Origin of the sequence: Pseudomonas frederiksbergensis (genome assembly GCF_035751725.1) — a bacterium.
In the GTDB taxonomy this organism is placed as follows: domain Bacteria; phylum Pseudomonadota; class Gammaproteobacteria; order Pseudomonadales; family Pseudomonadaceae; genus Aquipseudomonas; species Aquipseudomonas frederiksbergensis_A.
In genome coordinates, this window is sequence record NZ_CP142104.1 from 5,380,502 (window position 1) to 5,398,948 (window position 18,447).

General features: G+C 52.6%; 16 protein-coding genes and 1 tRNA gene. 12 read left to right on the forward strand and 5 right to left on the reverse strand.

Annotated elements, in window-relative coordinates:
- The first annotated feature begins 24 nt into the window (after positions 1–24).
- The 8 genes from VQ575_RS24240 to VQ575_RS24280 all read left to right on the forward strand — a co-directional run bounded on the left by VQ575_RS24240 (position 25) and on the right by VQ575_RS24280 (position 8,928).
- On the forward strand, positions 25–3,768 hold the full coding sequence (locus VQ575_RS24240) for a bifunctional diguanylate cyclase/phosphodiesterase (protein ID WP_039590753.1): 3,744 nt from the start codon (positions 25–27) through the stop codon (positions 3,766–3,768).
- 15 nt (positions 3,769–3,783) lie between these two features.
- A tRNA-Ile gene (locus VQ575_RS24245) sits at positions 3,784–3,860 on the forward strand.
- 126 nt (positions 3,861–3,986) lie between these two features.
- Positions 3,987–5,057 (forward strand): tyrosine-type recombinase/integrase, encoded by a 1,071-nt coding sequence (locus tag VQ575_RS24250; protein ID WP_325918544.1) that lies wholly within the window; start codon positions 3,987–3,989, stop codon positions 5,055–5,057.
- 478 nt (positions 5,058–5,535) lie between these two features.
- Positions 5,536–6,441 carry a hypothetical protein gene (locus VQ575_RS24260; RefSeq protein ID WP_325918546.1) on the forward strand — a complete coding sequence of 302 codons (906 nt, stop codon included), beginning with the start codon at positions 5,536–5,538 and terminating at the stop codon, positions 6,439–6,441.
- Positions 6,438–7,172 (forward strand): P-type DNA transfer protein VirB5, encoded by a 735-nt coding sequence (gene virB5 / locus VQ575_RS24265; RefSeq protein WP_325919908.1) that lies wholly within the window; start codon positions 6,438–6,440, stop codon positions 7,170–7,172. Before VQ575_RS24260 ends, virB5 begins: the two co-directional genes overlap by 4 nt.
- Positions 7,173–7,182: 10 nt before the next feature.
- On the forward strand, positions 7,183–7,617 hold the full coding sequence (locus tag VQ575_RS24270) for a hypothetical protein (protein WP_325918548.1): 435 nt from the start codon (positions 7,183–7,185) through the stop codon (positions 7,615–7,617).
- Positions 7,614–7,874: an EexN family lipoprotein gene (locus tag VQ575_RS24275; RefSeq protein WP_325918550.1), complete on the forward strand. Its 261-nt coding sequence runs from the start codon at positions 7,614–7,616 to the stop codon at positions 7,872–7,874. The genes VQ575_RS24270 and VQ575_RS24275 overlap by 4 nt, the downstream gene beginning before the upstream one ends.
- A gap of 1 nt (position 7,875) precedes the next feature.
- Positions 7,876–8,928, forward strand: coding sequence for a TrbL/VirB6 family protein (locus tag VQ575_RS24280; protein ID WP_325918552.1), 1,053 nt, complete (start codon positions 7,876–7,878; stop codon positions 8,926–8,928).
- A 284-nt stretch (positions 8,929–9,212) separates the two neighbouring features.
- Here the strand turns inward: VQ575_RS24280 and VQ575_RS24285 are convergent, their stop codons facing one another.
- On the reverse strand, positions 9,213–9,407 hold the full coding sequence (locus tag VQ575_RS24285) for an antitoxin VbhA family protein (protein ID WP_325918553.1): 195 nt from the start codon (positions 9,405–9,407) through the stop codon (positions 9,213–9,215).
- A 236-nt stretch (positions 9,408–9,643) separates the two neighbouring features.
- On the opposite strand from VQ575_RS24285, the gene VQ575_RS24290 reads away from it, so the two are divergent.
- Positions 9,644–9,883, forward strand: a complete 240-nt coding sequence (locus VQ575_RS24290) for a hypothetical protein (protein WP_325918554.1) — start codon at positions 9,644–9,646, stop codon at positions 9,881–9,883.
- A gap of 1,053 nt (positions 9,884–10,936) precedes the next feature.
- Here the strand turns inward: VQ575_RS24290 and VQ575_RS24295 are convergent.
- The gene (locus VQ575_RS24295; protein ID WP_325918555.1) at positions 10,937–11,155 is read right to left on the reverse strand and encodes a hypothetical protein; all 219 of its coding nucleotides are present in this window, start codon (positions 11,153–11,155) and stop codon (positions 10,937–10,939) included.
- A 365-nt stretch (positions 11,156–11,520) separates the two neighbouring features.
- On the opposite strand from VQ575_RS24295, the gene VQ575_RS24300 reads away from it, so the two are divergent.
- The 3 genes from VQ575_RS24300 to VQ575_RS24310 all read left to right on the forward strand — a co-directional run bounded on the left by VQ575_RS24300 (position 11,521) and on the right by VQ575_RS24310 (position 15,885).
- Positions 11,521–12,420, forward strand: coding sequence for a hypothetical protein (locus VQ575_RS24300; RefSeq protein WP_325918556.1), 900 nt, complete (start codon positions 11,521–11,523; stop codon positions 12,418–12,420).
- Positions 12,417–14,102, forward strand: coding sequence for a hypothetical protein (locus tag VQ575_RS24305; RefSeq protein WP_325918557.1), 1,686 nt, complete (start codon positions 12,417–12,419; stop codon positions 14,100–14,102). Before VQ575_RS24300 ends, VQ575_RS24305 begins: the two co-directional genes overlap by 4 nt.
- Positions 14,103–15,276: 1,174 nt before the next feature.
- Positions 15,277–15,885 carry a sce7726 family protein gene (locus tag VQ575_RS24310; RefSeq protein ID WP_325918558.1) on the forward strand — a complete coding sequence of 203 codons (609 nt, stop codon included), beginning with the start codon at positions 15,277–15,279 and terminating at the stop codon, positions 15,883–15,885.
- On the opposite strand, the gene VQ575_RS24315 is transcribed toward VQ575_RS24310, so the two are convergent.
- The 3 genes from VQ575_RS24315 to VQ575_RS24325 are packed head-to-tail and all read right to left on the reverse strand — an operon-like array spanning position 15,874 to position 18,118.
- Entirely contained in the window at positions 15,874–16,950 is a 1,077-nt protein-coding gene (locus VQ575_RS24315) for a beta family protein (protein ID WP_325918560.1), read from the reverse strand. The genes VQ575_RS24310 and VQ575_RS24315 overlap by 12 nt on opposite strands.
- Positions 16,937–17,503 (reverse strand): ImmA/IrrE family metallo-endopeptidase, encoded by a 567-nt coding sequence (locus VQ575_RS24320; RefSeq protein WP_325918562.1) that lies wholly within the window; start codon positions 17,501–17,503, stop codon positions 16,937–16,939. Before VQ575_RS24320 ends, VQ575_RS24315 begins: the two co-directional genes overlap by 14 nt.
- A gap of 6 nt (positions 17,504–17,509) precedes the next feature.
- On the reverse strand, positions 17,510–18,118 hold the full coding sequence (locus VQ575_RS24325; RefSeq protein WP_325919909.1) for a hypothetical protein: 609 nt from the start codon (positions 18,116–18,118) through the stop codon (positions 17,510–17,512).
- Between the last annotated feature and the right edge of the window lie 329 nt (positions 18,119–18,447).

Below are 18,447 nucleotides of genomic sequence, written 5' to 3' on the forward strand. Positions count from 1 at the left end.
TCCCCACGCCAAGACGAGACCGTGATGCCCAGACTGACGGCCATGCTTTTGCTGTCACTGATGACCTGGACCGCAACGGCCGGTGCGTTGACGCTCACCGATGAAGAGCGCCGCTGGCTCAAGGACCACCCCGACCTGCGCCTGGGCGTCGATGCCTCATGGCCGCCGTTCGAATTCCGCGACGACCAGGGTCGCTACCAAGGCTTGGCCGCCGACTACGTCGATATCATCCGCCAGCGACTGGCGATCACATTGACACCCATCGAGCCAGTCAGCTGGACCGCGGTGCTGGAGCAAGTCGCGCAGGGCAAAATTGATCTTCTACCAGGCATCATGTCCACACCTGAGCGCCAGAACTACTTGGCTTTCACTCGTCCTTACCTGGACTTTCCCATCGTCATCCTCGCCCATCACGGCGGCGCCCAACCGCGCAAGCTCGAGGATCTGTATGGCTTGAAGATCGCCGTGGTGGAAAACTATGCCCCACACGAACTGTTGCGCAATCACCATCCCGACCTGAACCTGGTTGCGCTGCCCAACGTCAGCTCGGCCTTGCAGGCTCTGGCGACCGATCAGGTGGATGCCGTGGTGGGCGACCTCGCTTCCAGCGTCTGGAGCCTGCGTCAACTCAAGCTCGATGGGCTCTATGTGAGCGGGGAAACCCCTTACCGTTATCAGTTGGCCATGGCCGTCCCGCAGGAAAACAAGTTGCTCGTCGGCATCCTGGACAAAGTGATGGCGGATATGTCTGCGGCAGAAATCAGCGAGATCCAGGAAAAGTGGATCGGCAACGTACGTGATTATCGGCAGCTCTGGTCAGACCTGTTGCTGTATGGCCTGCCAGGGCTGCTTTTGCTGATCGGCATCCTGGCGGTGGTGATTCGCATCAATCGCCGTCTCAGCTCGGAAATTGCTCGAAGAGTCGACTTGGAACAGGAGCTGCGCAGCAGCGAATACCATTACCGCGGATTGGTCGAGAGTCTTTCAGCCATCGCATGGGAAGCGAAGGTCAGCGATTACACCTACAGCTACGTCTCGCCCCACGCCGAAGAACTGCTGGGGTATCCCCTTGCCCATTGGCTCATCCCCGGTTTCTGGCGCAACATCATCCATCCGGCCGACCTCACCCGCGCCCAGACTTATTGCGATCAAGAAGTACTTGCCGGGCGCGATCATTGTGTCGATTACAGGGTGATCACCGCTGACGGTCGCTGCTTGTGGGTACGGGATATTGTCAGCCTGATCCAGCACGGCCATGAACCGCTGATGCGTGGCTTGATGATCGACATCAGTGAAGCCAAGCACACCGAAGAAGCGTTGCGTCTCTCCGAACAAAAATTCGCCTCGGTGTTTCGTCAGTGTCCTGACATCCTTGTGATCGCGCGCCTGCAGGATGGCTGCCTACTGGAAGTCAACAAAGCCTTTGAAGAGCAGATCGGCATCAATGCCAATCACGTCATAGGCAAAAACGCCACGGACCTGAAAATCTGGGGCATCCAGGGCGTGGGGCCGGGCCTGTTGCAGCGTCTGCAGGCCGGGAGCATTCGCAATCTGGAGATGCCCTTTCGACGCAGTAATGGCCAGATTTTTACCGGATTGATCTCGGCCGAACCCTTCGATCTCGACACTACACCCGCCCTGGTCGTGGTTGTGCGAGACATCAGCCAGCTCAAGGAAACCCAGCAACAGCTGCAGACCTCTGAAGAGAAATTCGCAAAGGCGTTTCATGCTTCTCCCGACGGCCTGCTGCTGTCCCGGCAAAGCGACGGCCTGCTGATAGAAGTCAACGAAGGTTTCAGCCGCATCACCGGTTTCAACAGCGCCCTGTCAGTCGACCGCTCCACGCTGGACCTGGGCATCTGGGTCAATCTCAACGAACGCAAACAGATGCTCGACCTGCTGCAACGGGACGGTTTCGTAAAGGATTTCAGTTGCCATATCCGCCGCAATGACGGACAGATCCGACTTTGCGAGGTGTCCAGCCGTCCCCTGCCCATTGGCAATGAAGATTGCATGCTGACCATCGCCCGGGACATCACCGAGCGCCACTTCATGCAGGAGAAACTACAACAGGCGGCCACGGTGTTCGAAAGCACCGCCGAGGGCGTCCTGATCACCGACACGCAACAGCACATCAACGCCGTGAACCGTGCCTTCACCGAAATCACCGGCTATAGCGAAAGCGAAGCGTTGGGGCACACGCCTCGTTTACTGGCCTCCGGCCTGCATGACAGCGCCTTCTACGCCGCGATGTGGCATCAGTTGACGGCGGAGGGCCATTGGCAGGGGGAGATTTCCAACCGGCGCAAAAATGGCGAGCTATACCCCAGTTGGCTGACGATCAGCGCCGTGCGCAATCGGGACCAGCAGATCACTCACTTCGTCGCGGTTTTTGCCGATATCTCCAGCCTCAAGCATGCCCAGGCCCGACTCGATTACCAGGCACACCACGACCCGCTCACCGGCCTGCCGAATCGCACCTTGTTCGAAAGCCGCCTGCTCACAGCCCTGAACAACCAACAGGAAAACGGCGGCCAGGGCGCAGTGTTGTTTCTCGACCTGGACCGCTTCAAGCACATCAACGACAGCCTCGGGCACCCGGTCGGCGACCTGCTCCTCAAGGGCATCGCCGTGCGGCTGCGCGAGCAGCTACGTGATATCGATACAGTAGCGCGCCTGGGGGGCGACGAATTCATCATCCTGCTGCCCGGCCTGCAACAGCCCAGCGACGCCGAGCATATCGCTCAAAAACTCCTGAACTGTTTTGCCGCGCCGTTCCAGGCGGGTGAACACGAATTTTTCATCAGCGCCAGTATCGGCACCAGCCTGTATCCGCAAGATGGCTGTGACGTGGCCACGCTGGTCAAGAACGCCGACGCGGCGATGTACCGATCCAAAGCCAAGGGTCGTAACCGGGTAGAAAGCTACACCCGCGACCTCACGGCCCAAGCCAGTGAGCGGGTGGCGCTGGAACATGAACTGCGACGGGCGATCGAGCGCAACGAGCTGTCGTTGTCTTTCCAGCCGAAAATCAGCCTGGCCGACAACCGTCTGGTGGGCGCCGAGGCGCTTATTCGCTGGACCCATCCGACCTTTGGCGACGTGCCCCCCGAACACTTCATTCCCCTGGCCGAAGAAAACGGGATGATCCTGCAGATCGGCGATTGGGTGTTGGAAACCGCCTGCCGGCAGCTCAGCGAATGGAACAGCATCCATGAGAGCCTCGGCCCCCTGTCCGTGAACCTGGCAGGCGTCCAACTGCGGCAACCCAACCTGCTGGGTCGCATCGAACAACTTCTGCGGGAAAACCATCTCGAGCCGGGCTTATTGCAACTGGAGATTACCGAAAACTTCATCATGAGCCAGGCCGAAGAAGCCTTGGCGGTTTTGCACCAACTGAAAAAACTTGGCGTGCAGCTGGCCATCGATGACTTCGGCACCGGCTATTCCTCCCTGAGCTATCTCAAGCGCCTGCCGCTGGACATCCTCAAGATCGACCAGTCCTTCGTCCGCGGCCTGCCCGATGACCCCCATGATGCGGCCATCGTACGGGCAATTATCGCCCTGGGCCGCAGCATGCAATTCACCATCATCGCCGAAGGCGTCGAAACCCAGGCCCAACAACAATTCCTCGCCGATGAAGGCTGCGAACAGATCCAGGGCTACATCGTCAGTCTGCCCCTGTGTGCCGAAGAATTTGCCGCAACGTTTCTATGTGTAACCGTATCGGATTTTTCGGATAGCACAGCCGAGAAACCGTCGCTATAATCCGCGGCCTACTGAGGGCCCATAGCTCAGTTGGTTAGAGCAGAGGACTCATAATCCTTTGGTCCACGGTTCGAGTCCGTGTGGGCCCACCAACTCCAAAGCCGCGCATTGCGCGGCTTTTGCGTTTCTGGCGGAACCATCGCGGATACAGTCCTATGGTCCAAAGGTACAAATTAGGTACAGTGCGGCTTCGCTTGCACGCCTTTGGAGTCCTTCATATGGCCACAATCGTCAAAACCCCTGCCGGCACCTGGAAGGCCGTAATCCGCAAAACCGGATGGCCGACCAACGCCAAAACCTTCCGCACCAAACGCGACGCCGAAGACTGGTCACGACGCACCGAAGACGAAATGGTGCGCGGCGTGTACATCCAACGCAGTGGCTCCGAGCGACTGACGCTCGAGAAGGCGCTTCAGCAATACCTACGTGAAGTGAGCCCTACCAAGAAGCCCACAACGCAGAGAGCGGAAGCAACCAAGGCGCAGCAACTGATACGCCACCTGGGGAAGTATTCCCTCGCGGCGTTATCGTCCGAAGTGATCGCCAACTATCGCGATACCCGACTGGGCTCACTCACCAACCGCGGCAATCCCACGAGTAACAACACCGTGCGGCTGGAGCTAGCTTTACTGAGCCACCTGTTCACGGTTGCGATTCAAGAGTGGGGCCTTGGACTAACCTTTAACCCTGTGCTCAATATTCGTAAGCCGAGCCCAGGCGAAGGTCGTGACCGTCGTCTATCCCCAGAGGAGGAACGACGACTACTGGCAGCCGTGAACAACCACAGCAACCCCATGCTTGGGTGGATCGTCCGTATCGCTCTGGAAACGGGAATGCGCTCTTCGGAAATCACAGGCCTACGTCGCCACCAAATCGATCTCAAAAGACGCGTGGTCCGCCTCTCAGATACCAAGAACGACAGCGCACGTACTGTTCCTCTAAGCAGGCTGGCAACGGCGACTTTCCAGGCCGCACTTGAGAACCCTACCCGGCCACAGGATTGCGATCTTGTATTCTTCGGCGAGCCTGGGAAGGACGGAAAACGACGTCCCTATGCGTTTACCAAAATCTGGGGAGTGCTCAAAAAGAAGTTCGGAATGCCTGACTTGCGCTTTCACGACTTACGACATGAGGCGGTTAGTCGATTCGTTGAGGGAGGACTTTCTGATCAGGAGGTGTCAGCTATCAGTGGGCATAAATCCATGCAAATGCTGAAACGCTACACCCATCTCCGGGCTGAAGATCTGGTAGGCCGGCTAGATCGGATAAAAAAATTAAAAACTGCATGAAATATTTCTATCTAGACGACCACATCAATAAATTTCGCAACTAGCTGATATACAAATAATTAAACCCACCCGACAAGTAACAAAAAACCAAAACAATATATTTTGGCAAACACAAATATCTATTCTTGGAAATTACCAATAGATCAACATGGTCAAGAGAGCGACGTTCCAGCATTTGACCAAACAAACACCAAGCAGAAGAATACGTCCACTTACCCATAACTTAGGTGGACTTACAAATGACAACAGAAGAATACATGCTCGAGCGATTTGGCCCGCTTATGAGCATCGCGGATATTGCTTCGCTATTGGGACGCTCTCCAGATGGAGTTCGAGTAGCTCTTTACTCAAATACTGATGTGTCCCGAAAACTACATCCCACGATGATGAGGGTGGGACGCCGAGTCTATTTCCGCACACTACAGGTTAAAGATGCCCTTGCACTGGATAGCGACAGCACTTCCCAGGAAACGCATCAATGAAACAGGACGATCGCAAAGAGCCGCAACCAAGCTCGGCGATCAGAGTAAAACGCCGTGCGTATTCGTCGGTCCCCGACGACATTTTGACTGACAGACGCTTGAGCTGGAGAGCCCGTATTGTCCTGTCATGGATGCTTGGGCGCAGTCCTGAATTTGAGTTGCGAATCGGCCCTATACGTAGACTATTCGGACTTAGCGAGCAGCAGTGGTCGAAGGTTCGCTGGGAACTACAAAATACAGGCTACTTCCAGCAAGAGCGTGTACAGGGTGAACATGGGAAATTCGTATGGTTCCACGTAGTCACCGACACTCCAGAGATTCCATCCCCTACAAAACCAGGGGATGGTTCTCCACAGACTGGTGGACCAGAGGGTGGCAAGCCATCGCATGGAGGAACTGGGGATATACCAACTAGACGTTCTACCAATTACGAAAGAACCAAAAAGATAAATACCACTACAACAGATACGGTGAATTCAAACACCAACCGCGAATCGCTGATATGGCCTCGCCTATCAGAGTCCGAAAAAAACGCTATTGCAGATTTGCTAGCAGGGATACCTCAGAAAAGGGCGCAAGAATTGCTCGACGAACTTGCGAGTGCATTGGAAGCGCAAAGCATCAGAACAAGCCCTAGCAGATGGTTTAGAGCTGTGGTTTCTCGATGCAAGAAAGGTGAGTTCAACCCAGTGGGAGCACTAGCCATTGCAGCCAAGCGCAATGCATCAACCACTTCAAAATCTGCCAAGCCAATCAAAGCAGCGCCAAGCTCACCTTATCGTGCTCAATGTCATATGCAGGAGATTAAAGCGTTGCTTGGATTAAGGGGTTCGTCTTCTACGGATCGAGCGGAAAGCGTGACCGCCGTTTTTTCATCTCAACAAAAAGAGTGGCAACCATGAAGGATTTCTCTGTCTCTCTCACTTTCATCGTCAGCATCACCATGTTGCCGGCCGCCTACGCTCAAATTCCCGTAACGGTGACAACCCAGGCAAGTGACTCGCCAATGACCATGGCCGAATTCGCGGCCAACACAGCGCGCTGGGCACAGCAAGTCGAGCAGATGACTTCGCAAATCGACCAGATGAAACAGCAATACCAGTCGATCACCGGATCGCGTGGCCTGGGCACCATCATGAATAACCCGGCTCTTCGCGATTACCTGCCGCAAGACTGGCAGCAGGTCTACGACTCAGTACAGAGCGGCGGCTATGCCGGCTTGAGTGGAAGGGCGGCCCAGATCTACAACGACAGAAAGGTCTACGACGCCTGCTCGCAGTTCACGACAACCCAGCAGAAAACCTCATGCCAAGCCCAGGCGGTAAAGCCGTCGCAAGACAAGGCTTTCGCCCTGGACGCCTACGACGCAGCCAAAGGCCGCTTGAGGCAGATCGACCAGCTGATGGGAAAGATCAACGACACCGCAGATCCCAAGGCTATCGCAGAGCTACAGAGTCGGATTTCGGCCGAGCAAGCGATGATTCAGAACGAGCAAACCAAGCTCCAGATGTACCAGATGGTGGCCCAGGCCGAAGACCGCTTGCAGAGGCAACAACAGCGAGAAATCAATGCGCAGCTCGTCGATAAGCGCGGGCATTCGAGATTGCAAACCTTCAACCCACTTGACCAGTAAGGGGAATGCAATGCCAATTTTTTATGTTCTTTCCATTGCCGTCGCGAGCTTTTACGCGAGCTTAATTATCAGCTTTTGGCTGGCCGTGCGCCGCTTCGGAAAGCTCAAGGCCGCCTATCGCCGGGAGTGGCAGGTTTTCAATTTCGACGTAATTGGGACCTCCTGGGCCTCACTGGTTATTTTCTGGGCTGCATATGACTGGCTTGACCTGCCCACCAGAGGATTCGAAAGCTGGGAGTGCTGCTTCTATGCGGTCATTTCAAGTATCGCAGCGGTGGGTATGGGCTACTTCAACGGTCGCGAACGATTCACCAACCCCACTCATGCCGGCATAGCTGAATCCGCACTCCGATTTCTTGCAGCTCGACACATCATTACGGCAGCCGAGGTAGCGCATGCCCTGCGCGCAATGCCGCAGCCCATTACATCGGGAGTGAAGAAATGAAAAAGGTCTCCTTCGTTCTCGCGGTCGCAGTCATCCTGGCCGGCTGTGGCGAAAGCACGCCAGTTCAAACCGTTGACTGGTACAAGAATCACGATGCGGAACGTAAAGGCATGATCCTCAAGTGTGAGGAAAATCCGGGCGAACTGGCAACGACGCCGAACTGTATCAACGCCAAAACCGCGGACAATCATCTAGCGGTCGATAAACGGGACTACCTCAGGTTGGTCCCATCCAATCCACTGAAAGGAGGCCAGTGACATGGAGTGGACCGTATTTCAATGGATCGGCGGAAGCCTGGACGCGATGCTGAGCACCTTCGTTTCGCAAACGGCATCGAATGTGATTTTGGGTTTTCAGTTGACGATACTTACCTGCGTCACTCTCTACATCACGTTGACAGGCTATGCGATCAGCTCCGGCGCGATGGAAGCGCCTTTTCCAACGTTCCTCAAACAATGCATCAAGATCAGCATCATCGCTGCTTTTTGCATGACGGCAGATTCCTATACAGCAACGGTAGTATCGGCGATTCACGGATTAGAAAGTGGTCTAGCCAACATTGTGTCCACATCGAATGCGCACTCCACCAATATCTATCAGGTGCTGGACGAATCGATGAACAAAGGGCTCAACGTTGCTTATGACATGCTCGGCAAAGCGGCAAAACGGGAGTTCTATGAGCTGGGACAAATGTTCTGGGATGCCCTAAACGCGCTTCTGATGGCGCTGGCAGTGTTTCTGATCCATCTGCCGGCCGCAGCAACCATAATTCTGGCTAAGCTTGGCCTGGGCGTGCTGCTGGGAATCGGCCCCATATTCATCGCTGCACTTATGTTCCCCGTCACTGCCCAGTGGTTCGACCGCTGGTTCCAGCAAGCGCTTTCATTCGCTTTGGAGATCGCCATCGCGATGGTGGTTGTCACTGTCGGGGTTGCCCTCTTCAAACACCTTTTCGATCAGGTAATTGTCGTAGGCGATGACAACCCCATCACCTCTTTTTCCCAAATTCTGGCGACAGCCCTCCTCATATTCTTTGCACTTAAGAAAACGAGCGGGCTGGGCTCATCCTTGGCCGGAGGTATTTCGTTCGGAGCTGTCACCTTCCGCAACATGGCCGATGCCGTTGGGAACGTTGTCAATCCGAAAACGACGCGGCGTGATATGCAGTCCGGGATGATGGTCACAGCAGGTCGCACCAACCACATGGTGGCAGGCAATACAGTTTGGAATCCGGCCTACCGTCAGCACGTCTTGCAAAACCTTGGGAAGAACTGGGGCCCCGCAACGGGTGGCTCCGTTAAAGGTAGTTGAAGTCATTACCGCTGCGCGCCCTACGGGCTTACCCAAAGGGGCGCTGCCCCCTCTGGACACCTGCCCTCGCCGGGAGGCAGGGGTGCAGGGAGTAAAGCGCCCCTGCATCCCTGCCCTGAGGGTAAGGGCACTCCATCTGCATCAAGGGTACGCTTCGCCGGCATCCTCGCCCGGTCCACTCGCTACGCTCGCGGCTGCGGCCTCCGGTGCCGCCCTTGACGCCGATTCCGGCGCACGATCAACATCCAGCGCTAGCTTTGTCGTAGGAAGTGACCCTACGGTTCCTAGCCTGCCCCATCGCGACATTTCACGAACTCAGTCAAATCAATTTCTCCATTGATGAAACGCCTTGCGCGTTTCTCGTCGGCCTTGCTGAGTTGGAAACCCTCTAAGCCAACGGATGAGCGTGCGTATTTAACCGCTTCCTCTCTACGACGCCGTTCAGCATCAGAGATTTGGGGATGATGATTTTTGTCCATCAGCCAGCCCTACCGTCCAATCCACATGATTTAAATTTTACCCGGTAAGCCAACACAAGACGATTGCGTGAAGAAACTAGGTCGATCGAGCAAAGACACCACCTAGTATCAATGCCTCCGACGACTGCGAACGGTCCAGATCACAGCTAAAAATTTCGTCATGACGAAATTTTCGAGAAGGGACACCGGCTCGATAATAACGCGCACCTTCTTTTCGATCATCCTGGAGAAAACCCATGACATCATCAAAGCTCTCACTTGCTATGCGCGACAAAGCCACTAAGCTGCAAAATCAAATGGTTGACGTAATGGAACGCTTTGCAAATGAGAATCCCGACATTCCTGCGCAGATCTTAATGGCAGGACTTGGACAATTAGTCGTCCAATTTTCGGTCAGCCAGGTTGGCCCAGACATGACCATCCGATTCCTCGATGATTTAAGAGAGGCTGTCCGAAGAATCGAACAGGCGCATTAGTTCCTACCCGTTCGAGCCCCTTGAGCTGGCGAAGCGCGCATCGGGATGGTTGGAAAATGCCGTTTCCAGAGTCTCTACCGCTTTCTGGCTGTAATCGGGGTCAAGGGCGGAACCGGAGGCCGCAGCCGCGAGCGTAGCGAGTGGACCGGGCGAGGATGCCGGCGAAGCGTACCCTTGATGCCGATGGAGTGCCCGCACCCTTCGGGCGGGATTGCTGGAGAGTTTTTCCTCCTGCAACCCTGCTACCGGCGAGGGCGGAGAGTCCAGAGGCGCAGCGCCCCTTTGGGCAAGCCCGAAGGGCGCGCAGTCTGATCCATTCCATTTTGCTTCACAATTCACTCGACACTTCTTGTTCGCGTTCTGCAAAACCACGTTTCTTTCCCCAAGCTCGGCATTCCTTCGTCATGACTAAGGATTGGAGGCCTGAGAGGGCTATTGCAGGATAGGCAGACGCCGTTAAAGCGTATTACACAACGCTTGCTCAATACCGCAGCATCACAGTTACTACCACCTCCGTTCCTTAATACGAGGCAAGATAAAAACAATCGAGCAATCCCTAATGCTCGTAGCCAATAGAAATTTCGTCATGACGAAAAAATCGGATCACGAAGGTGCTAGGGAGGGCTACAGCAGGATAGGCGTTCGCCGGGAATGTGACACCCACTACACCGGTCTACCTCCTAAGGCAGTCTCAATCGTCTGCTCTCTCCTCATAACCAAGGTAGCAAACGCGTAGATGGACTAGTGCAGGATAGGCAAGACGCCGTGACTTCGTCATACAGGCTCATTCTGAGTGAGCAAAACCGCTTCTCTCATTAGCGGCGAAAATTTCGTCATGACGAAAAAACACAATGTGCAGGCGCTACGGAGGGCTAAGGCAGGACAGGCCAAGCGCCGGAATACTGGGAGCACACCGCCGTTACGGACGATCCAGCAGAATCGATATAATTCACCGGTCGCAGTTAGGACCGACTTGACCAGACAGATTACAGGTTGATTCAGCAGAATCCATTTCGGTATCTGCAAGGGGGCAGCGGGGCGTTCGATGATGCCCTATAACTGGCGTAGGCGCAGAATCACATCGGTGATGGCTCGTGCATTCTTGTCCAGTGTTTCTAGGGCCCCCGTTGCGTTAGCGGCGACACTTTCCACCCCCATTTCTGAGATCCATTTGGTCACTTCTTCAAGGGCTGCTGCTAGGGCGTGCTTGTTGTGCAGGAGCAATGTGAGAGCGTCCGCTGTGGCTATGTTGGCTTCAGAGTTATCTGGCATGGAGATCGTCCTTGAGTACTGGTGTGGGAAGACTAGCTGAACACGCCGCTGGCTGGAGCCACTTCTCCAGATCCGCTGACGTCTGGGTATTTGCCCTGACTTGATGACTCATTTGCAATCGACCTAACCAGCCATTTGCAACGGATTTGCCCCCCCTAGCAACCATGACCGGCAGTGAACCGGCCAAAAGCGGACATTCACTATTTAAGAAATCTGGGGCGATTCAAACGGCCGATTGTAGTCATTGGTTGCTCCACGATTCTCTACCGGTCAATGCTTTACTGGCGAATCAGCGTTGGGGCAGCCACGGGGCGGCGTAGTATCATCCTAATGCGTACCTACCGACGCCCTCGGAGCCAATTCACATGGACATGATCCGGTTCAACGATTTTTACCTACGCCTTTACAGAGCCAACCTTGAGCAAGATGGTGAGGCCTTGCTGGGCGAGTTCTATGCCCTCTGGCGCGAGGCGGAAACCTCCGGAGTTGAGGCCAACACCCTGGTAGATGAGGCAAAGAACTGCCTCCATCGGGTTGCGTCTACTGACTTGTTTGTCCTGGCTGCCTGCGAATGGATCGGTGACAAAGGCCACCACAGGCTGAGCAAAGCGTTGGCGCACGAGGTCAGCGTCCAGTACCTCCAACATCCCAAGTTGGTGAGGTTCGCGCTGTCCGGAGCCACAGAGGCATCCACCAGCGCTGTGGCCCGTAGATTGTGTGCCTTGAACGTTTCTGTACCAGTATCACTTGGCTGGGTGTTGAGCTTGAACGAAGACCTCCCCCCAAGCCCTCTGATTTCTGCAACGACCTGTGTGGTCATCGATTTTTTGGCGACAGAGTACCCAGCCACCTGCAAACGTCTCCTTGAAGCAGATCCCTCACCGCTTGCTCAGTCAACTCCCGCCAAGCACCTGGGCGAAAGGCTGTCCGCCGAAAGCAGCGCCTTGGACGCCCTGCCCCACCTCACTGAGCTACAGATGTCATCGGAAATGCGGCGGAGCTTCAGCTACCTTCGCCGGAATGAGAATCGGGCGGTGGCGGAGAAGGCTCACGGCGAATCCCTGTTCGAAATGTTCATGACCGCGCAGCATTTCAAGTATTCCAACCAAGTATCAGTGGAATATCAGAACGATCACGAGACCGTCGAGGCGATGATCCCCATGTTCACGCAGGAAATGAGTATTGAATTGCCTCAGACCTGGATTGCCGACCCATTGCTATATGACCAGAAGATCATGAGCCTATGGAAGGAAGCTGACCAATGAGCATCCAACTGGTTCTCTCACACTACCTTTCGGGGCTTCGCGAGCGCGATGAGCTGGATGCACTCCTTCCAGAGCTTCTCCAAGCGATGGGGCATTCGGTGCACAGTCGTGCCCAGATTGGCGTGAATCAGGGTGGTGTCGACGTTATGTCCACCAAGGAGGATGCTCAGGGGCAAACGGAAGTTTTCCTGTTCATCATCAAATTTGGCAATGTGAACCGGAACGACTTCTATGGCACTCAGCAGGCGATTTCGCCCTCCATCCGCCAAGCGTATACCGAGTACGTCCGGAATCGGCTGCAAGAGCCTCTGCGGGGCCTAAAAAAGCGAATCGTCCTGATTTCAAACGGCATCCTCAAGCAAGACGCACAGTCAGATTACTCGGCAATCTCGAAGGAGGTGGTCGAATTCTCTCCTCTATGCTCGCTGGATTTCTGGGGCATGGATCAGTTGAGTCCCTACATCGAGGAGTACCTCTTTGACGATGCCTTGCTGCTCGGGAAAGGCAAATCCGACCTGAGGGCAGCCTTGGCCGGGCTTGAGGATACGCAGGCTTCATTCTCCAGATTCGTTCGGTTTGTTGATGACTGCATGGCCGCACTTGGGGATGACAAGGACGTGTCAGAAAATACGCGTGCGAACCGCTTCCACAAGCGAGCAGCGGCAGCGGGCATGGGGTGGGCTGTGCTTCTCGTCTGGGGCGAAAGTGAGGGTAATCAGAAACCAGGCGTGCTCGCAGGTGAGTACCTTTTGCTACGCCTCTGGAGCGAATCGATAACGCTTGGCCTGCAGACCGACATTCAGTTCCTCAAACGTTTCGAAACGCTTGCTCGGCTCCATGCGAACGCCTTATTACGGTACTACGAGCGCGTGATGCCGTCGCTCCTGAACCGCAGACGCATGCTCCGCTATCGCCCCGATCAGGTGCTCTACATCGACTTGATTTGCGATGAGCTTGGCCGGTTGGGCACCACACTGCTGTTGCTTCAGTCCCTGAAGGTCGATACCGCAACTCTCCGAGCCATGCACGGCTGCCTGGTGTCCTTCATCAACGCGCACAACGGATGCTTGCTACCCGTCTATGACGGACAAGCCATTGACCTTTCGATAGCCATGACCGCGATCATGGCCGTGGGTGATACAGCCAGCACCCAACTCATGGTGCGTGAGTGCATTGATCGCTTTGATGCCGCTCTGCATCGGAACAGGATCATGCCGGTGGATACCGATGATCTTGAAGATGCCATGGCCCTGTTCTCCGGGAAAGAAACCCAAAGAGGTCGATTCTTCAAAACCACGACTTTGGTGCCGCTCCTGGGAACCATGGCTGCTCTGCTGGGCGACCAGGAGGCCCTCGATCAATTGACTGCGGAGATTGTTCCAAATCTTGAAGGGGTAACCAAGGAAAGGTGGTTCCCCAAAAAGGCACTGCAGATGCTGACGGGTTCCGATGCCTACGTGAATGCCATTGGCATATCACGTGCCCTGACTGGCTTTCGGCCGACGCCAGATGATGAGGTTGAGGCTTCTGTGAACGTGCCGAGCCAGGCCGCCTCCCCAGAGGATTTCGCTTGGCACAACACCACCTGGGAAGTGCTGATTGCGATCTCAGCTAGGTTGCACCGCCATCCTTTGCCTACCTGGTACGTTGCAAAGCTTGCCAAAGTACATCCGACGCTTTGACCGCACTCACCGGATCAACCTGACCCTCGTCATCGATGAAGAGGGCTCGGGCACTACCAGACGAGCCTTGAGCTAGACAATTTATAGGATGGGTACATGTCTATTCAATGAGGCTGCCCACCTATTCCAGTGTGAACCGTCCCTAGTTTTAGAGACCGTCCACTTCTGGCCGATTTCTGACAGCCAGGGTTAACCAGTGTGCTGGACAAATCCGAGGCAAACGACTGTCCAGGTCGAATGAAAATGGATCGGCACGTGAATGCAAACGGGTGGTCAGGTGGAGTGCAATTACCCGTCCCCTCCCCAAGTAGTAACGGTGTAGGTGGACTAGTGCAGGATAGGCAAAGCACCGGGGTTTTACGCGGGTAGATTCCACCTACAGTTTTCGTCATGACGAAATTACACCAGGCGTGAGCGGCTAGTGCAGGATAGGCCAACCACCGGTTGAATGTGCGCACACGCCTTCAGCAGGGCCCCCGTCCACTTTAGTCAAAATCTTGGCCATGGCTAAGATAGTAAGGTTGGTGGATTCGGCAGATGGTGAACGCAGGTAAATTACTCCGGTAGTCTATGGTTATCCTGCTGGCCTCTACACAGCGACCACTTTAGAACACGATGGTCGGACCGACTCATGAAACACAATATGAAACGAATAAGATGAATGCACAGAGCAAACCGACCTACCAGCTGTTGAACTAGATATCTTGCCGTTCGAGAACATAAATGAACAGACCGTCGACAGCGCTATAGGCCAAGCTTAGAGTGGCGGATTTTAGAGGGATAATTTGGTTGGGGAGGGGCCACTAAAAACAACTACAACGCCCCAACGCCGCGAGTCACTAAAGCAAATTTCGATTTGTACTCCATAAGCTTTCGCATGAATTTAATCCGGTCCGAAAAGCTTTTTTTCGATCCGCCAGCTCTCAACAGATAGGATGGCAAATTGAACACTTTAAATATTTATCGGAGTCTCATCATACTTTTCACCATACTGACCAAGAGACGCCAAATCGATAGCTTGACAATCAGCTTTCAGTGCGACGCCTACTGACTAGTCACATTTATTGCTGTAATATTAGATAAGCAAGAAAACTGGAAGCTCGAAACCAATCAAATCATACACCAAAAAAATTCGAGATTAAAACGCCACCACAACCAGCTCAGATCTAGAAAAATGAGAGAAACCGATATAAAACGTATATTTGCACATCACCTTCTGAAAAAGGAGACAACTGAAGTTGTCTTTTTTGAATACGCATTTCATTTTGGACGGCGCCGTGCAGACGCAATATCTGTAGAAGATGGAATGGTCATAGGGTACGAAATAAAGTCTGCTTTTGACCGTATAGACAGACTGGAGGAGCAGTTGAAATCATATGCGCAATTATTTGATTACGTTTACGTAATATGTGACAGCAAGCATATAGGCGCAATAAGAAAAATCACTCCTGAAAGAGTCGGCATCTATCAATGCGCACCCTCCGGATTGAGCCGCCTACGGAAAGCCAAGCAGATAAAAAATTTCGATATCATTACAACCTTAGACGCCATGCCTATGGATCACTTGCGCAGGGATTTCAAAATAAGGGGCAAATCCAAACTTGAAATTTGCACCAAAATCTCTAAAAGCAAACAGCGCAAAGAGATAAAAACCACATTTAGAAATTATATAATTCATAAATACGGCGCTCAAACCGCTCATTTAAAAAATGAAATAAGCGAAACCCTCACCCTAGATGACGTGTATTCACTGAGCCTACCTCCAAACCGATTAGGCACTTAATAATTTCACCCTGCGAATCATATAGTTACAAACTCTAACTGAGATCCAGAAGGATGGACTTATTCCTGAGGGGCTACCCAAGGCGGCACTGGAGATTTCATCATCAGCCCAGCTTTTGTTGGTAAAATAATTAGGGTCAACTACCACCTGCTTAGCGCATAAAACATAAGATCCGGCATCCCTGCGCTTTCGATAGTAATAAAATTTTTCATCCGTACAGAAATCTATCCGAGGAACAAAAGTTCCACCTCGCATTTCAATCTGCTTAACATTGACAGATGCAAAGTCACCAAACTGTAACAGAGGCCGATTGTGTTTCAAAGAAAGATAGAGGGAATGTTCGAAAATCTCAAAGCAACCCTTATCGTCCTTACCCTCCGCTTTAACGAGGTAAGGAAATGAGCCTGTTAAGCAAACTATTCGCTCTAGCCAGCTATCAGCATTTGGCAGCATTGAAATTTTAGTAAAAGCCTTATGGTAGAGATCGGTAATTTCTGACAAGCCGAAGACCGATGCCTTTACTCTATCCCTAATACATCCTTCATCTAGAATTATATAAAGCTTAGTATCATATAGCTCAGAAACTATGGCATTAATTATTTGCTCGTATTCTTCTTCAAGCAAATCAGCCGGCAACCGCAAAGCCATCCTTTTGTACTTATTCGTAACAGAAGCAACAAAAGCCTTAGCCTCAACCAGATCTTCATCGAGTTCAAAGTTCACATGAATCATAGGAACTATTTGTTCACCACAATTCAACTCAAGCCAATTCTTCCAGCACTCATACCCATTAACAGGTGAAAGAATACTTTCTATTTGCGAGTTTTTCTGCTTGCTATCAGTGGTAACATCTAATATATAGGGCAACTTACCTTGGATACTTTTAATTTGATCCAGCCGCCTGATTATATCGCCAACCGAGTTCTTTTTTGTAATCCTAGACTTTGTTATTTCATACACCGGAAGCATCTTCCGCCTATATGATTCGTCGACAGCCGAGATCGCTCGAAGCTCAGCATCCTTTGTCTTTAGAACGGGAAAATAAACTAAGCTATTCCAATCCATGCCCTTTCATCCCTAAATTTTTAGCCCGCACACGCACGGCCAAGGTCGACACCCTAAAATACAGCGCAACTTCCTCAATACTGCCAGAAAACACCCGTACCTTATCTCTAAATATCGACTCTGGCATTAGAAGCTCGCTGGCAAAGCGATTGGCTTCAGCTTCCATCGGATTACTCTCACCATTCCGAAAAAAATTAAGATCCTCAAACTCTGCTTGCTGGAATCTATGTCTTGAAAAATGGGCTATTTCATGAGCAATGGTAAAACGCTGTCTATTAGGGTGATGCAACGCATTTACTTTAACCACCCAGTCTTTGCCATTATCCGCGCGAGTCAACATTCCTGAAATTTCGTCACGCATGGGGATACTGATTAATCCAATACCTAAAACCAAAAGTAGCGCCTTCACATCCAGAGGCGAGGTTTCCACACCATTTCTCTTTGCGAGATCTAATAGCTGGGTGACAGTAAGCCTTTCATCAACCGATAAATCTTCACCCTGTGAAAAACTATCGGGCAATTTCGGCTTTGTGCTCTTTCGGATAAAGGCCATATTTACCTACTCAGTAATCTTACCCTCATCACCAACGGAGCTTTCAGTTCTGTCAAGCTCCGCCAAGCGACTGGTCACCGTTATTATAGCATCCTCAGACAGCTTAATTCTACTTTCATGTTCTGACACTATAACTTCCTGAGCTGAAAGACCATCAAACATGTCTCCATATATAGCATTTAGCTTCTGAAGTTCTTTTTTAGCCTTCCTTTCAATTATTTTCGTCAATTCTCCAGCCTTCGAAAACTCATCAAAATGAGCCTTAGATTCCTTAACCACCTCTGCTTTGGAAGAGCTCCTTATAACAACAAATGCCCCACCAACGACTACAGCGTTCAAGGCGATCAAAACACTAATCATCGTTTGATAAAAAGAAACTTGTAGAGACCACAATGTATCTACCGAGATTAACGATTTCTCTCTAATCATTCTCTCTATCACTATCTGCTCGTATGGCTCCAATTCTTTGATATCTCTGGCTGGAACATACTGATGGTGAGTAAGCAAAATTTCGCTGATTGGTGCAAAGTGGAGAATAGCCAGCACCAACATCAATGCGATGCCGGTAGACAGAAGGGTCGAAGCAAGAATGTCCTTCGTTTGCACAGCCTTCATCCTTGGTGAAAGGGCGGTCGACCAAACGACCATTGTCTTGGGCAACGCCAGGGCACCCTGGAGGTTGCCAAATCGCAAGATAGCAATTTGATGCTACCCCCACCGCAGCCCCCTTGTCCATTCTGCTTTAGAGGCCAATGCCTCCGCTCCACTCTGCACCATTCACGAGGAGCTGCTTTGTAGACGTATCTCACTGGCTGCTCCTAGTTCATTACGGTCTGCATAACCAGAGTCGGCCAATAGCACACAGGAGGGAAATTCAGTCTAGATTGGGTAAAGCGCACTGAGATCTCCTGGTCAATATGCTCGACCAGAGCGATGCAGGGTTG

What these genes read in the sequence shown, in the direction of transcription:
- VQ575_RS24240 (WP_039590753.1), top strand. Translation starts at nt 25, where the DNA reads ATGCCCAGACTGACGGCCATGCTTTTGCTGTCACTGATGACCTGGACC.
- VQ575_RS24250 (WP_325918544.1), top strand. Translation starts at nt 3,987, where the DNA reads ATGGCCACAATCGTCAAAACCCCTGCCGGCACCTGGAAGGCCGTAATC.
- VQ575_RS24260 (WP_325918546.1), top strand. Translation starts at nt 5,536, where the DNA reads ATGAAACAGGACGATCGCAAAGAGCCGCAACCAAGCTCGGCGATCAGA.
- virB5 (WP_325919908.1), top strand. Translation starts at nt 6,438, where the DNA reads ATGAAGGATTTCTCTGTCTCTCTCACTTTCATCGTCAGCATCACCATG.
- VQ575_RS24270 (WP_325918548.1), top strand. Translation starts at nt 7,183, where the DNA reads ATGCCAATTTTTTATGTTCTTTCCATTGCCGTCGCGAGCTTTTACGCG.
- VQ575_RS24275 (WP_325918550.1), top strand. Translation starts at nt 7,614, where the DNA reads ATGAAAAAGGTCTCCTTCGTTCTCGCGGTCGCAGTCATCCTGGCCGGC.
- VQ575_RS24280 (WP_325918552.1), top strand. Translation starts at nt 7,876, where the DNA reads ATGGAGTGGACCGTATTTCAATGGATCGGCGGAAGCCTGGACGCGATG.
- VQ575_RS24285 (WP_325918553.1), bottom strand. Translation starts at nt 9,407, where the DNA reads ATGGACAAAAATCATCATCCCCAAATCTCTGATGCTGAACGGCGTCGT.
- VQ575_RS24290 (WP_325918554.1), top strand. Translation starts at nt 9,644, where the DNA reads ATGACATCATCAAAGCTCTCACTTGCTATGCGCGACAAAGCCACTAAG.
- VQ575_RS24295 (WP_325918555.1), bottom strand. Translation starts at nt 11,155, where the DNA reads ATGCCAGATAACTCTGAAGCCAACATAGCCACAGCGGACGCTCTCACA.
- VQ575_RS24300 (WP_325918556.1), top strand. Translation starts at nt 11,521, where the DNA reads ATGGACATGATCCGGTTCAACGATTTTTACCTACGCCTTTACAGAGCC.
- VQ575_RS24305 (WP_325918557.1), top strand. Translation starts at nt 12,417, where the DNA reads ATGAGCATCCAACTGGTTCTCTCACACTACCTTTCGGGGCTTCGCGAG.
- VQ575_RS24310 (WP_325918558.1), top strand. Translation starts at nt 15,277, where the DNA reads ATGAGAGAAACCGATATAAAACGTATATTTGCACATCACCTTCTGAAA.
- VQ575_RS24315 (WP_325918560.1), bottom strand. Translation starts at nt 16,950, where the DNA reads ATGGATTGGAATAGCTTAGTTTATTTTCCCGTTCTAAAGACAAAGGAT.
- VQ575_RS24320 (WP_325918562.1), bottom strand. Translation starts at nt 17,503, where the DNA reads ATGGCCTTTATCCGAAAGAGCACAAAGCCGAAATTGCCCGATAGTTTT.
- VQ575_RS24325 (WP_325919909.1), bottom strand. Translation starts at nt 18,118, where the DNA reads ATGAAGGCTGTGCAAACGAAGGACATTCTTGCTTCGACCCTTCTGTCT.